Below are 13,663 nucleotides of genomic sequence, written 5' to 3' on the forward strand. Positions count from 1 at the left end.
TACCGAGCGGTAGGGGGCGCGGGAAGGAAAGTTACCGGCGGTACAACATAGGCTGCGGTCGTGGCTGAGGACGCAGAACACCCGGGTGCCCGGCGCGAGTACCGCATGGAGGAGCTGGCGCGGCTGGCCGGCATCACCGTGCGCACGCTGCGCTTCTACCGCGAGCGCAAGCTGCTCCCGCCGCCCCGCCGGGAGGGCCGTATCGCCTGGTACGACGAGCACCACCTGGCCCGCCTGCGCACCATCGCCGCCCTGCTGGAGCGCGGCCACACGCTGAACGGCATCGCGGAACTGGCCGAGGCCCTCGACCACGGCCGCGACGTCGCCGACCTCCTCGGCGTCGGCACCCCCACCGAGGAGGAGCCGGTCCGCCTGACCCCGGAGGAACTGGCCGCCCGCTTCGAGGGCGAGGTCACTCCCGAGAACCTCGCCGCCGCCATGAACCTCGGCTATCTCGGCACCGACGGCGACGAGATAGTCCACATCAGCCGCAAGCTGCTGGACGTCTCCTCGGCGCTGGTCCGCGAAGGCATCCCGCTCGCCGAGGTCCTCGAGGCCGGCGTCCGCGTCCGCGAGCACGCCGACGCCCTGGCCGCACTCTTCTCCGACCTGATCCTGCGCCACGCCCCCGAGGAGGACCTGCACCGTCTGCGCCCGCTCGCGCGCAGCGTGGTGGAGGCGGAGCTCTCTCTGGCCCTGGACCGCCGGATCAGCAAGGACGGTCCGGCCGACGGCACCGGCCGCCCCTACAGGTCGTAGACGACGGTCACCGGCGCGTGGTCCGACCAGCGCTCGGCGTGCGTGGCCGCGCGCTCGACGAAGCCCTTGACCGCCCTGGCCGCCAGGCCGGGGGTGGCGACGTGGTAGTCGATGCGCCATCCGGAGTCGTTGTCGAAGGCCCGTCCGCGGTAGGACCACCAGGTGTAGGGACCCTCGGCCCCGGGGTGCAGGGCGCGGACGACGTCGACGTAGCCGCCCTCCTCGGCGGCGAGCACGCGGCCGAGCCATTCCCGCTCCTCGGGCAGGAAGCCGGAGTTCTTCACGTTGCCGCGCCAGTTCTTGAGGTCGGCCTGCTGGTGGGCGATGTTCCAGTCGCCGCACACGACCACCTCGCGCCCGTCCGCGGCGGCCCGCTCGCGCAGCCCCTTGAGGTGGGCGAGGAACTCACTCATGAAACGGACCTTCTCGTCCTGCCGTTCGGTGCCGACCTCGCCTGAGGGCAGATAGAGGGAGGCGACCGTGACGCCGGGCAGGTCCGCCTCGACGTACCGCCCGCCGCCGTCGAACTCGGCCGAGCCGAATCCGACCCGGACCCGGTCGGGCTCGCGCCGAGTGTAGAGAGAGACGCCGGCGCGGCCCTTGGCGGCGGCCGGGGCGTGCAGGACGTACCAGCCGTCGGGCTGCCGGACCTCCTCGGGCAGCTGGTGCGGCTCGGCGCGTACCTCCTGGAGGCAGACGACGTCCGCCGAGGTCCCGGCGAGCCACTCCACGAAGCCCTTCTTGGCGGCGGCTCGCAGTCCGTTCACGTTGACCGAGGTCACCGTCAGCAAAGCAATCTCCTCGACCTCACAGGGCGACCTCGGGGCTGGACGTGCTGTCCGAGGTCGCAGTCGGCACCCGGGCACGATACCGGCACACTGGTCGGAGTCCGCAGAGTCCTGGGAGCCGCTCCCCTGCATAGAAGTACGATACTCCGCATGTATATACGTCCGGTTCGCTTCGATCACCCCGACGCCGTCAAACTCAACGACGAGGTCCAGGCCGAGTACCACCTGCGCTACGGCGACGGCGGCGACGCCACCGCCCTCGATTCCGCGGACTTCGACCCGCCCCGCGGCGTGTACCTGATCGCGTACGACGCGCACGACCGCCCCGTCGCCACCGGCGGCTGGCGCAGCCAGGACAGCAACGACGAGGGCAACGAGGACGGCGACGCCGAACTCAAGCGCATGTACGTGATCGAGGAGATGCGCGGCCGCGGTCTCGCCCGCCGCATGCTCGCCGCGCTGGAGGAGGACGCCCGCATGGCCGGCCGCGTCCGCATGGTCCTGGAGACGGGCACCAAGCAGCCGGAGGCCATCGCCCTGTACGCGTCCAGCGGTTACGAGCCGTGCGCCAGGTTCGGCTACTACCGCCACTACGAGGAGAGCCGCTGCTTCGCGAAGAAACTCCGCAAGGTCTGACGAAGCCCTGGACGGCTCCGGGCACATTTTCCCGTGTAACTCGGATCACACCAGGCCCGCTTGAGCCTCCTGGGCTTCGCGGCGGGCCTGGCCGACCGCGACCCGGCGCCGGCCGGGAAACCATGAAGCCCCGGTCGGCTACTGCCGACCGGGGCTTCATGCTGCGTGGACCTGTGGGGATTTGAACCCCAGACCCCCTCGATGCGAACGAGGTGCGCTACCAGACTGCGCCACAGGCCCTTGCAACGAGTGAAACTCTAGCATCCCCATCGGGCTGCTCGGAAATCCGCTCCCTGACTGGTCAGAGCGCGGGTCTCGCGGAGCGGGCCGGTCCCGCGGAGTAGGCGGGTCCCGCGGAGTAGGCCGGTCCCGCGGGGTCCCGCGGAGTAGGCGGGGCGGCGGGGGGGCGGCCCGGCCCGCAGGACGGGCCGGGCCGCCCCGGGTCACTCGTTGGCGGCGCGCGGACGGTCGCCGTCCTCGTACTGGTCGAAGAGGGGCGTGCGGACCCGCTCGCGGGCCCGCCGCGCGGAGGCCGCGCGGCGCGCGTCGCTTCGGCCGTCCGCCGGCTTGTCCCCGGACGCGGGCGCTTCGTCCTCGGCCTGCGCCGTGGGCGCCTGGCCGGCCTCGTGCTCGGGCGCGATGGCGCTGGAACGGGCCGAACTCCACGTGTCCGGCGCCCCGAGATCCACGTCGGAGGTGGCGCGCGGCGCGACCGGAGCGGTCACGTACGTCGGCAGCGGCACCGGCACCGGGTCCCAGCTGTCTCCGTGTCCGGGTCGGCGCTGCCGCTCACGCTGCTGGTCGACCCACTCGGCATGGTCGGTCTGCTCGACGAGGGCGCGCCGGTCCGCGGCGAGCGCGGAGAGACCGGTCTCCGTGTCGGTTTCGGGTCCCTCCTCCGGTTCGTCCGCGCCGGTGCCCGCCTCGAGGGGCGCGCGCCGGCGTGGCAGGCGCTCCCGCTCGCGCAGCCGCTGGGCCGCGACCTCGGCGCGGCGGCGGTCCATCTGGTAGGCGAAGCGTCGGCGCTCCTGGGAGCGCAGATGGGCGATGTAGGTGCTGAGCAGCACCGCGGGCACGCCCGGCACCCAGAGGAAGGCAAGTCCTCCGACCGCCGCGACGATCGCGCCGAGGGAGAAGGCGAAGAACAGCATCACGGTGGTGCGCCGACGGCGCGCAAGCACCTTCGAGCGCTGGGCACGTGCTGCCGCCGCCTGCGCCGACGGCGCGGACCGTGCGGCGGGCACACGCTTCTGCGCGGGTACGGTCCCGGCCGTCCGCCCGGGTGCACCGGAGGAGTTGTGCCCGGGCGCGAGAACGGACTGGGGCGCCGGTACGACGGCCGGTGCCGGATCCGCGCTCGGCGGCGCCCCCGGCCCGGCCTCCGCACGGACTTGACGGCGCGTCGGAGGCACGGCGAAGGCCCGGACGTCCACCGAGTCGGTGACGCCATCCGGTTCGTCGGCGTCCCGCTCCCCCTCGTCGGCGGAGCGCGCCCGCAGGTCCTTGGCGTATCGGCGCTCCATACCCGCCCGTCCGGACAGCAGCCGGATGGCGGTGCTGAAGCGTTCCGTCGGACGGGCCTCGTTCAGCTCGTCCTGCCTACGGAGCCACATCGGCACCAAGTAGGCGGCCCAGGCCCCGACAATGACTGCGTAGATGAGGCCGCTGCTGCTCACGTCTCACACCGTAGAGGGGTTTGCGTGGGGCCATCCGCCAATTGGGCCGGTGTGTCGCACGATCTGGCTGATATTTCCAGCTTTTTTTGCGACCGATGCGATCAGACGATCGACTGGGTCATGAATTCAACGTCCCGAGACGGTCAGCAGACGATCAATTTCGAACATATATTCAATTTCCGAGGCTAGGCGGGATTCCCGGGCGTGTTCTGCCGATTCCACGGCGCTCCCGCGGCCCCCGGGGTGTCCCGAGCGTCGCCCCCACCGTCGGCCGGCGACCCCGTGCGCCGGGCGTCGTGGGAGCGCGCCCGGCGCCAGCGTCCGAGCACCCCGTCGGGCACCTCTTCCGCGGTGAGCGCGAAGACCAGATGGTCCCGCCAGGCCCCGTCGATGTGCAGATAACGCGGCCGCAGCCCTTCCTCGCGGAATCCGAGTTTCTCCACGACCCGGCGGCTCGGCCGGTTCTCGGGACGAATGCAGACCTCGATGCGGTGCAGGCCGACGGCCCGGAAACAGTGGTCCACCACCAGCGCGACGGCCGTCGGCATCACCCCGCGGCCGGCCACCGACTCGTCCACCCAGTAGCCGATGTGCCCCGAGCACATCGACCCCCAGGTGATACCGGCAACCGTCAACTGCCCGACGAGCCGGCCCTGATACTCGATGACGAAGGGCAGCATCCGGCCCGCGCCGGCCTCGGAGCGCAGGTGCCGGACCATCTGCCGATAGGTCGGCCGGTGCGCTATAGGTCCGCTCGGCGTGGGCGGCGGAATGGTCGCCTCCCAGGGACGCAGCCAGTCCCGGTTGCGCCGGTTCACCTCGCGCCAGGCCCGCTGGTCGCGCAGCTTTATCGGCCGGAGGACGATGTCGCCGTCCGCCAGCACGACTGGCCAGGAGGGGCTGTTCAGCTCGCACCCCCACCTGGTCCGGGGTGGTCACCGCCGCGGATCTGGTCGACGGCGTGTATCAGCAGCGGCTCCAGCACGGCGAGCCCGTCCTTCACTCCGCCCGTCGAGCCGGGCAGATTGACGATCAGCGTCCGCCCCGCCACACCTGCCAGGCCACGGGACAAGGCGGCGGTCGGCACCTTCTCCCGGCCGTACGCCCGGACGGCCTCCGCGATGCCCGGCACCTCGCGCTCGATCACCGCGCGGGTCGCCTCGGGCGTGCGGTCGGTGGGCGAGATGCCGGTCCCGCCGGTGGTGAGGACGGCGTCGTAGCCGGCCGCCACGCCTTCGCGCAGCGCCGCCTCCACCGGTTCTCCGTCGGGGACGACGCGCGGCCCGTCGACGGCGAAGCCGAGGCGCTTCAGGCCGTCGGCGATCAGCGGGCCGCCCTTGTCCTCGTAGACACCGGCGGCGGCCCTGTTCGACGCGGTGACCACCAGAGCACGGTAGGTCATGACCGGCTCCAGTCGCCCGACTTGCCGCCCGTCTTCTCCTCCACCCGTACGTCCGTGATGACCGCTCCCTTGTCGACCGCCTTGACCATGTCGATCACGGTGAGCGCGGCGACCGTCACCGCGGTGAGGGCCTCCATCTCGACGCCCGTGCGGTCCGTCGTCTTCACAGTGGCCGTGATCTCCACGGCGTCGTCCGCGACCGACAGTTCCAGTTTCACACCGCTCACCGACAACGGGTGACACAGCGGGATCAGGTCCGGGGTCCGCTTGGCGCCCATGATGCCCGCGATGCGCGCCGTGGCGAGGGCGTCACCCTTGGGCACCCCCTCGCCGCGCAGCAGCTCGACCACCCGGGGCGAGACGAGGACCCGGCCGCCGGCGCGGGCGGTGCGCGCGGTCACGTCCTTCCCGGATACGTCGACCATGCGGGCCGCGCCCGCGTCGTCGATGTGCGTCAGTCGGTCGTGCGTACTCATGATCTGTGGCGCTCCCGGTCCGGGCCCGTCGCCGTGCGGAGCACGGGCCTGTCGTGCGCGACACGGTACCGCCAAGCCGGTGCACGCACCGGACCAGGATCGCCCCGCGGACGGCCACGCGCGCGTCAGCCGAGCAGCACGACCTCCACCTCGGTGCCGGGCTCGACGGATTCCGTCTCCTCGGGGACGACGATCAGGGCGTCGGCCTGGGCCAGCGCGGCGATCAGGTGGGAGCCCGAGCCCCCGACGGGGGTCACCTCGCCGTCGGTGTACGCGCCACGCAAAAACTGGCGCCGTCCCTCGGGCGAGCGAAGCGCCTTGTCCGCCCGCAACGTGGCCCGTACGGGCGCGCGGTGGACGTCCGTCAGGCCCATCAGGGCCCGGATGGCGGGGCGGACGAACAGCTCGAAGGAGACGTACGACGACACGGGGTTGCCGGGCAGCGCCAGCAGGGGTGTGTGGTCGGGGCCGATGGAACCGAAGCCCTGGGGCTTGCCGGGCTGCATGGCGAGCTTGCGGAACTCGACGCCCGCGCCCGCCTCGTCCTCGTCGCCGACGGACGACAGGGCCTCCTTGACGACGTCGTAGGCGCCGACGCTCACCCCGCCCGTGGTCACCAGCAGGTCCGCGCGGATGAGCTGGTCCTCGATGGTGGAGCGGAGGGTCTCGGCGTCGTCGGCGACGGCACCGACCCGGTAGGCGATGGCGCCCGCGTCGCGCGCGGCGGCGGTCAGGGCGAAGCTGTTGGAGTCGTAGATCTGGCCGGTGGCCAGTTCCTCGCCGGGCTGGACCAGCTCGCTGCCGGTGGACAGGACGACCACGCGCGGACGCGGGCGGACGCGCACGGTGCCCCGGCCGATCGCGGCGAGCAGGGCGATCTGGGGCGGCCCGAGGATCGTCCCGGCCTCCAGGGCGCGGTCGCCGGCCCGCACGTCGCTGCCCTTGGCGCGTACGTGCGCGCGTGCCTCGGCGGGACGGTGCACGCGCACGTGCCCCTCCGCGCCCTCGGGGGCCAGACTGCGCGCCCGCATGCCGCTCACCGGGCCCTCGCCGAGCCCCCCGTCGGTCCACTCGACCGGCACCACGGCCTCGGCGCCCGGCGGCAGCGGGGCACCGGTCATGATGCGGGCGGCCTGGCCGGGACCGACCCGCACCAGCTCCGCCGCACCCGCCGCGACGTCCCCGACGACCTCCAGGGCGGCCGGGAACTCCTCACTGGCGCCCGCCACGTCCGCGACCCGGACCGCGTACCCGTCCATGGAGCTGTTGTCGAACGGCGGCAGCGACACCGGCACCATGACGTCCTCGACCAGGACGCAACCCTGGGCGTCGAGAAGTTGCAGCTCGATCGGCTCCAGGGGGCGGACGGTGGAGAGGATGTCCTCCAGATGCTCGTCCACCGACCAGAGGTGGTCCGGATCGGCGGCGTGGGTCGCGGCGCTGCTCAAGACTGCTGCATCTCCTCGGCTACGTACCTGCGAAGCCAGGTCCGGAAGTCCGGGCCCAGGTCCTCACGTTCGCACGCGAGTCTGACAATGGCACGCAGATAGTCGCCACGGTCCCCGGTGTCATAGCGGCGGCCCTTGAAGACGACGCCATGCACCGGGCCGCCGACCTTCTCGTCCTGGGCGAGCTGCTGAAGCGCGTCGGTGAGCTGGATCTCGCCACCCCGGCCGGGCTCGGTCTTGCGCAGTATGTCGAAGATGTGCGGGTCGAGGACGTAGCGGCCGATGACCGCGTAGTTGGAGGGGGCGTCCTCCGGGTCCGGCTTCTCGACGAGCCCGGTCACCTTCACGACGTCGCCGTCGGCGGTGGTCTCCACCGCCGCGCAGCCGTAGAGGTGGATCTGCTCGGGCGCGACCTCCATGAGCGCGATCACGCTGCCGCCGTGCTGCTCCTGGACCTCGATCATGCGCTGGAGCAGCGGGTCCCGCGGATCGATCAGGTCGTCGCCGAGGAGGACGGCGAAGGGCTCGTGACCGACGTGCGGGGCGGCGCACAGCACGGCATGCCCGAGCCCCCTCGGGTCGCCCTGGCGCACGTAGTGCATGGTGGCCAGATCGCTGGACTCCTGCACCTTCGCGAGCCGGCCCGCGTCGCCCTTCTTCTGGAGGGCCGATTCCAGCTCGTAGTTGCGGTCGAAGTGGTCCTCGAGGGGACGCTTGTTGCGTCCGGTGATCATGAGCACGTCGTCGAGCCCCGCCGACACGGCCTCCTCGACCACGTACTGGATCGCGGGCTTGTCGACGACCGGCAGCATCTCCTTGGGAGTGGCTTTGGTAGCCGGCAGGAACCGGGTGCCGAGGCCTGCTGCGGGAATGACAGCCTTGCTGATCCTGGGGTGCGACTGAATCATGCCCGCAACCTTATCCGGTGCCTTGAATGCGAATCTGTGGCTCCGGTTGGTTGACCCTTATATGAGTGCATTGGTGAAGAAGGGGGCGAGGGCGACCAGTGGAACACGTCGGACGTACTGGCGAGCCTGACAAGCGCGCGTTGCGGCAGGGGTTCCTCGCGGTGAGGAACAGGTTGACGGACGATGACGTCCGGGAGGCCGGCCGGGCGCTGGCCGAGCGCGCCCTGGACCTGCCCGAACTGGCGCACGCCCGCACGGTGGCGGCGTACGTGTCGGTGGGGGCCGAGCCCGGCACGCCGGCCCTGCTGGACGTCCTGCGCGCGCGGGGCGTGCGCGTGCTGCTGCCCGTGCTCCTGCCCGACAACGACCTGGACTGGGGCGAGTACACCGGCCCGCACTCCCTCGCGCGGGTCCGGCACGGGAGGAGGATGGCGCTGTACGAGCCCTCCGGTGAGCGTCTCGGTCCGGACGCCGTGGCCGAAGCGGACGTCGTCCTGCTGCCGGGGCTCGCGGTGGACTCCCGCGGGATGCGCCTGGGCCGCGGCGGAGGCTCGTACGACCGCGTGCTGGCCCGCCTGGAGCGCGCGGGCCTGCGCCCCCGGCTCGTGGTGCTGCTGTACGACACGGAGGTCGTCGCGCACGTCCCGGGGGAGGGCCACGACAAGCCGGTGCACGCGGTGGTGACACCCTCGGGCGCCCGCCGGTTCACGAGCCCCTGACCGGGCGCCCGTGCGCATAGCCGTCCCCGCACGGCGCACCCGCGCGCAGAGACGTCCACCGCACCGCACACCCGGGCGAAGAGCCCCGCGCCGCGCACCCGCACACAGAGCCATCCGCGCGCGGGCGCACCCGCAGCGGCGCGGAGCGGCCCCCCACGCACGCGTGGGGGGCCGCTCCGGCGGTACGGATCAGCGGCTCACGGCTTGAGGACGAGCGTGTCGCTCGTGCTCCCGTCGACCGCCTTGCCCGAGAACGACCAGGGCAGCAGCTCGCCCTTGGCCCACTTGCCCGTCTGGTCCGTGTAGTGCGCGCTGAAGGCGTGCCCGGAGGCGCCGGTCAGGTTGATCCACTTGGACTTGTCGAGGTCGGCGAGGTTGACGACCATCCGCATGGACGGCACCCAGACGACGTTGTAGCCGCCGGCGGCGTTCCAGCCGGTCGCGTCCACGCTGGCCTCGCCGCCGCTGAGCTTCCAGGGGCCGCGGTTGAGCACGTACTGCAGGGCCTTGGGGCCATCGGTGCCGAGCGTCTGGTTCTTCAGGAACAGGCGGTGCAGCCGGCCCCAGCTCCAGGTGTCGATGTCCTTGCCGAGCTTGGCGGTCAGCTCCCAGCGGGCGTCGATCATGGCGCGGGCGAAGAGCTGGTCCCGGTTCTCCGCGGCCGGCCGGGTGCCCGACTTGGGCGCCTTCCACCAGTCGCTGTCCGGCTTGTCCATCAGCGTGCGCACGACCTCGAACCAGCGGTCGCCGCCGTCCGGCTGCGCCTGGTCGGCGTCGCGCTGGCCGCACTCGCGCACCTTGGTGTCGTCGTCCACCGGGCCGGTGCTGTCGATCTTGTCGACCCACAGGCACTGGCCCTTGACGCGCAGTTCCTTGGGCAGCTTGTTGCCGAAGGCGAGCTTGACGACGTTGCGCCAGACGGCGTTGAAGTACGCGGCCGCGGCGGAGTCGGCGTCCTGGGTGTAGTCCCAGCCCTCCAGCAGCTTCTGGGCGTCCCGGACGTTCCTGTCGTCCAGGTTGATCTTCAGCAGCTTGGGCACCAGGAGCTTGGCGATCTCGCTGCTGTTGTCCAGCTGCATCTGCCGCATGTCGTCGGTGGAGATCTTGCCGCCGTCCTTGATCTTGGACTCGATCAGGTCGGTGATGCGCTGGCTGCGGGCGCCGTAGCCCCAGTCGGTGGTGAGCGTGTACGGGTACTTGCCCTCGTCGACCACGGCCTGGTTGGCGGTGACGATGTAGCCGCGCTCGGGGTTGTACTCGTAGGGCAGCTCGTCCTGGTCGATGAAGCCGGTCCACTTGTACTTCGCGTCCCAGCCGGGCGCCGGGATGGAGCCGTCGTCCACGGAGGAGCGCGTCGGGATCTTGCCGGGCAGGGTGTAGCCGATGTTCCTGGTGTCGGCGTAGACGAGGTTCTGCGACGGCACGTCGAACAGTGCGGCGGCCGCGCGGAAGCCGTCCCAGTCCGCCGCCCTGTCGAGGGCGAACACGGCGTCCATGGAGGTGCCCGGGTCGAGCGCGGTCCACCTCAGGGCGATGCCGTAGCCGTCGCCGCGGTCGGGTGCGGCGGTGTTGACCGTGGCCTTCCTGCCGACCTGGACGAGTTCGTCGTCGCGGTCGGACAGCAACGGCATCCCGTCCTGGGTCTGCCGGACGACGATGGACTTGGACGTGCCGCCGGCGACCTTGATGGTCTCCTCGCGGGTCTTGAACGGCCGGACCTTGCCGTCGTACAGGTAGCCGTTCGCCGTGACCTTCTCCAGGTACAGGTCGGTGACGTCGACCCCGGAGTTGGTCATCCCCCAGCCGATCTTCGCGTTGTGCCCGATGATCACGCCGGGCATGCCCGCGAAGGTGTAGCCGCTGACGTCGTACTGGCACTTGCCGGAGACGGCCCGGCAGTGCAGGCCCATCTGGTACCAGACGGACGGCAGCGACGCCGACAGGTGAGGATCGTTGGCGAGCAACGGCTTGCCGGTGATGGTGTACCGCCCGGACACGACCCAGGAATTGGAGCCGATGCCCTGGCCGTTCACTCCGACGGCCGTCGGTACGTCGTCGAGGACCTTGTACAGGCCCGCCAGCTGGCTCGTGAGGGCCGATCCGCCCGTACCCGTGGTGGAGGAGCCGGTCGAGCCCGTGGTGCCCTGGGAGGCGCCCGTGCCGCCGTTCTGCCGGGAGGAGCCCGTGCCGCCGTCCTGCTGGAAGGTCTTGGTCAGCTCGTCGAACCGGCCTTCCTGCACGATCGGCTTGTTACGGCCGTAGGGGTACTTCGGGTACAGGTCCTGGATCTGCTGCGGGCCGAGGCGGCTGGTCATCAGCGCGCGGTCGATCTCGTCCTGCATGTTGCCGCGCAGGTCCCAGGCCATCGCCTTCAGCCAGGCGACGGAGTCGACCGGGGTCCACGACTGCGGCGTGTAGTCGTTGGTGAAGCCCAGGGCCGCGTACTCCAGGGAGATGTCCTTGCCGCCCTTGCCCCGGAGGTAGGCGTTGACCCCCTTGGCGTACGCCTGGAGGTACTTCTTCGTGGAGGCCGACAGCTTGGTGTCGTACTCCTCCTCGGCGACCCGGTCCCAGCCGAGGGTCCGCAGGAACTCGTCGTTCTTCACCTGACCCTTGCCGAACATCTCCGACAGGCGCCCGGAGGTCATGTGCCGGCGCACGTCCATCTCGTAGAACCGGTCCTGCGCCTGGACGAAGCCCTGCGCCATGAAGAGGTCCTCGTCGGAGGAGGCGTAGATCTGCGGGATGCCGTAGCCGTCCCGCTTCACGTCGACCGGCCCGGACAGGCCCTGGAGCGTGATCGAACCCTTGGTCTGCGGGAAGGAGGCGCGGACGGTGCTGATCGACCAGTACGCCCCGTAGGCGATGCCGCCGATGACGGCGAGCACCAGCACGAGCACGAGCAAGCGGGCTTTGCGCCCCTTCTTCCTGCCGGACTTGACGGACGTGGCACCCGTGGTGGCGGTGTCACCCGTTGTGGCGGTGGTGTTGGGGGGCATCGCTGTCCTTGCTGTCCTAACGCGAGCGGCAGGTCGGGCTGTGACTTTGAATGAGCGCTGGAGCAACCATAGGCGCAGGGCCCTGCGCCACTTGACGCGGAGTCGGCAACTAGCGCGCACGGACGTTCGATCTTGCCCGGTCGAGCGTCAAGAAATCGTCAAGAGTTAGGTAAGGTAACGAAGTACTTGGGGTGCGGTGCGCCGCCGCCTCGGGGACTTGTACACGTGCCTCCGCGCGCCCCGCGCGCGGGCCGAGGAAGGGAACCGCCGCTGACTGTCCACCACCTCAACCAGCTCCTGCTCGTCTGCTCCGTCGTCCTGCTCGTCGCCGTCGCGGCCGTCCGGATCTCCTCGCGCAGCGGGCTCCCCAGCCTGCTCGTGTACCTGGGGATCGGCGTCCTCATGGGCCAGGACGGCATCGGCGACATCCACTTCAACAGCGCCGAAGTGACCCAGGTCATGGGGTACGCGGCGCTCGTCGTGATCCTCGCCGAGGGCGGCCTGGGCACGAAGTGGAAGGAGGTCCGGCCGGTCCTGGCGTCGGCCTCCGTCCTGGCGACGGCGGGCGTCGCCGTCAGCGTGGGTGTCACCGCGGCGGGCGCGCACTATCTGGTCGGGCTGGAGTGGCGGCAGGCGCTGATCATCGGCGCGGTGGTGTCGTCCACGGACGCGGCGGCGGTGTTCTCGGTGCTCCGCAGGATCCCCCTCCCCGCACGCGTGACGGGCACGCTGGAGGCGGAGTCCGGCTTCAACGACGCCCCCGTGGTCATCCTGGTCGTCGCCTTCTCGACCGCCGGCCCGGTCGAGCACTGGTATCTCCTGCTGGGCGAGATAGCCCTCGAACTGGCCATCGGCGCGGCCATGGGGCTGGCGGTGGGCTGGATCGGGTCCTGGGGGCTCAGGCACGTCGCCCTGCCCGCCTCCGGCCTCTATCCGATCGCCGTACTGGCCATCGCCGTCACCTCGTACGCCGCCGGTGCGCTGGCCCACGGCAGCGGCTTCCTGGCGGTCTACCTGGCCGCGATGGTGCTCGGCAACGCCAGGCTCCCCCACTGGCCTGCCACGCGCGGCTTCGCCGAGGGGCTCGGCTGGATCGCCCAGATCGGCATGTTCGTCGTCCTCGGCCTGCTGGTCACACCGCACGAGCTGGGTGACGACGTCCTGCCCGCCCTGCTCATCGGGCTGGTCCTGACCATGGTGGCCCGGCCGCTCAGCGTGATCCTCAGCCTGGCGCCGTTCCGCGTGCCGTGGCAGGAGCAGACCCTGATGTCGTGGGCGGGCCTGCGCGGCGCCGTGCCCATCATCCTGGCGACCATCCCGATGGTGAACGGCGTCGCCGGCAGCCGCCGCATCTTCAACATCGTCTTCGTGCTGGTCGTCGTGTACACCCTGGTCCAGGGCCCGACGCTGCCGTGGCTCGCGCGCAAGCTGCGGCTGGGTGAGCAGGGCGAGGCGTCCGACCTCGGCATCGAGTCGGCCCCCCTGGAGCGGCTGCGCGGACACCTGCTGTCCGTCTCGATCCCCGAAGGCTCCCTGATGCACGGCGTGGAGGTCAGCGAGCTGCGCATGCCGCCGGGCGCCGCCGTCACACTCGTCGTGCGAGAAGAGGAATCGTTCGTCCCCCTGCCGACGACGGTGCTGCGACGGGGAGACGAGCTGCTGGTCGTCGCCACCGACCCGGTCCGCGGCGCGGCGGAACGACGCCTGCGCGCGGTGGCCCACGGCGGCAAGCTGGCCGGCTGGCTCGGCACCGACGGAGCGGGTGCCGAGCGGTGAGCGGGCCGGTGCCTGCCGGGGCGCACCCCGAGTGCCGTGCCCGGCGGGCGCACGCCGGGGGCGCGCCTCGAGTGCC

The 13,663-nt window shown here is 71.4% G+C and carries 12 protein-coding genes and 1 tRNA gene; 4 read left to right on the top strand and 9 right to left on the bottom strand.

The features are described from left to right. The first annotated feature begins 105 nt into the window (after positions 1–105). Positions 106–759, top strand: coding sequence for a MerR family transcriptional regulator (locus ACGFT2_RS10150; protein ID WP_393276307.1), 654 nt, complete (start codon positions 106–108; stop codon positions 757–759). On the opposite strand, the gene ACGFT2_RS10155 is transcribed toward ACGFT2_RS10150, so the two are convergent. Beyond that, positions 747–1,550: an exodeoxyribonuclease III gene (locus ACGFT2_RS10155; RefSeq protein ID WP_393275441.1), complete on the bottom strand. Its 804-nt coding sequence runs from the start codon at positions 1,548–1,550 to the stop codon at positions 747–749. The genes ACGFT2_RS10150 and ACGFT2_RS10155 overlap by 13 nt on opposite strands. Positions 1,551–1,697: 147 nt before the next feature. Here ACGFT2_RS10155 and ACGFT2_RS10160 point away from each other — a divergent pair, with 147 nt between their 5' ends. Continuing rightward, positions 1,698–2,183, top strand: coding sequence for a GNAT family N-acetyltransferase (locus tag ACGFT2_RS10160; protein WP_393275443.1), 486 nt, complete (start codon positions 1,698–1,700; stop codon positions 2,181–2,183). Positions 2,184–2,349: 166 nt separating this feature from the next. Here the strand turns inward: ACGFT2_RS10160 and ACGFT2_RS10165 are convergent. From ACGFT2_RS10165 to galU, 7 genes are all read right to left on the bottom strand, one after another. Further along, a tRNA-Ala gene (locus ACGFT2_RS10165) sits at positions 2,350–2,423 on the bottom strand. Between the two features lie 203 nt (positions 2,424–2,626). Further along, positions 2,627–3,859, bottom strand: coding sequence for a gephyrin-like molybdotransferase receptor GlpR (gene glpR, locus ACGFT2_RS10170; protein WP_393275445.1), 1,233 nt, complete (start codon positions 3,857–3,859; stop codon positions 2,627–2,629). Between the two features lie 185 nt (positions 3,860–4,044). Further along, complete coding sequence (locus ACGFT2_RS10175; protein ID WP_393275447.1) at positions 4,045–4,743, bottom strand: GNAT family N-acetyltransferase; 699 nt, start codon at positions 4,741–4,743, stop codon at positions 4,045–4,047. A gap of 20 nt (positions 4,744–4,763) precedes the next feature. Continuing rightward, positions 4,764–5,261, bottom strand: a complete 498-nt coding sequence (locus ACGFT2_RS10180; RefSeq protein WP_393275450.1) for a molybdenum cofactor biosynthesis protein B — start codon at positions 5,259–5,261, stop codon at positions 4,764–4,766. Then, complete coding sequence (moaC, locus tag ACGFT2_RS10185; RefSeq protein ID WP_393275452.1) at positions 5,258–5,737, bottom strand: cyclic pyranopterin monophosphate synthase MoaC; 480 nt, start codon at positions 5,735–5,737, stop codon at positions 5,258–5,260. The genes ACGFT2_RS10180 and moaC overlap by 4 nt, the downstream gene beginning before the upstream one ends. A 125-nt stretch (positions 5,738–5,862) precedes the next feature. Then, on the bottom strand, positions 5,863–7,185 hold the full coding sequence (gene glp / locus ACGFT2_RS10190; protein WP_393275454.1) for a gephyrin-like molybdotransferase Glp: 1,323 nt from the start codon (positions 7,183–7,185) through the stop codon (positions 5,863–5,865). Beyond that, positions 7,182–8,093 carry a UTP--glucose-1-phosphate uridylyltransferase GalU gene (gene galU, locus ACGFT2_RS10195; protein WP_393275456.1) on the bottom strand — a complete coding sequence of 304 codons (912 nt, stop codon included), beginning with the start codon at positions 8,091–8,093 and terminating at the stop codon, positions 7,182–7,184. The genes glp and galU overlap by 4 nt, the downstream gene beginning before the upstream one ends. A gap of 98 nt (positions 8,094–8,191) precedes the next feature. On the opposite strand from galU, the gene ACGFT2_RS10200 reads away from it, so the two are divergent. Continuing rightward, complete coding sequence (locus ACGFT2_RS10200) at positions 8,192–8,812, top strand: 5-formyltetrahydrofolate cyclo-ligase (protein ID WP_393275458.1); 621 nt, start codon at positions 8,192–8,194, stop codon at positions 8,810–8,812. A 197-nt stretch (positions 8,813–9,009) separates the two neighbouring features. Here ACGFT2_RS10200 and ACGFT2_RS10205 read toward each other — a convergent pair whose 3' ends face one another. Continuing rightward, complete coding sequence (locus ACGFT2_RS10205) at positions 9,010–11,811, bottom strand: penicillin acylase family protein (RefSeq protein ID WP_393275460.1); 2,802 nt, start codon at positions 11,809–11,811, stop codon at positions 9,010–9,012. Between the two features lie 225 nt (positions 11,812–12,036). Here ACGFT2_RS10205 and ACGFT2_RS10210 point away from each other — a divergent pair, with 225 nt between their 5' ends. Further along, positions 12,037–13,587, top strand: a complete 1,551-nt coding sequence (locus ACGFT2_RS10210; RefSeq protein WP_393275463.1) for a potassium/proton antiporter — start codon at positions 12,037–12,039, stop codon at positions 13,585–13,587. The last annotated feature ends 76 nt before the right edge of the window (positions 13,588–13,663 follow it).

The sequence above is a fragment of the Streptomyces sp. NPDC048514 genome (genome assembly GCF_043199955.1).
Taxonomy (GTDB): Bacteria; Actinomycetota; Actinomycetes; order Streptomycetales; family Streptomycetaceae; genus Streptomyces.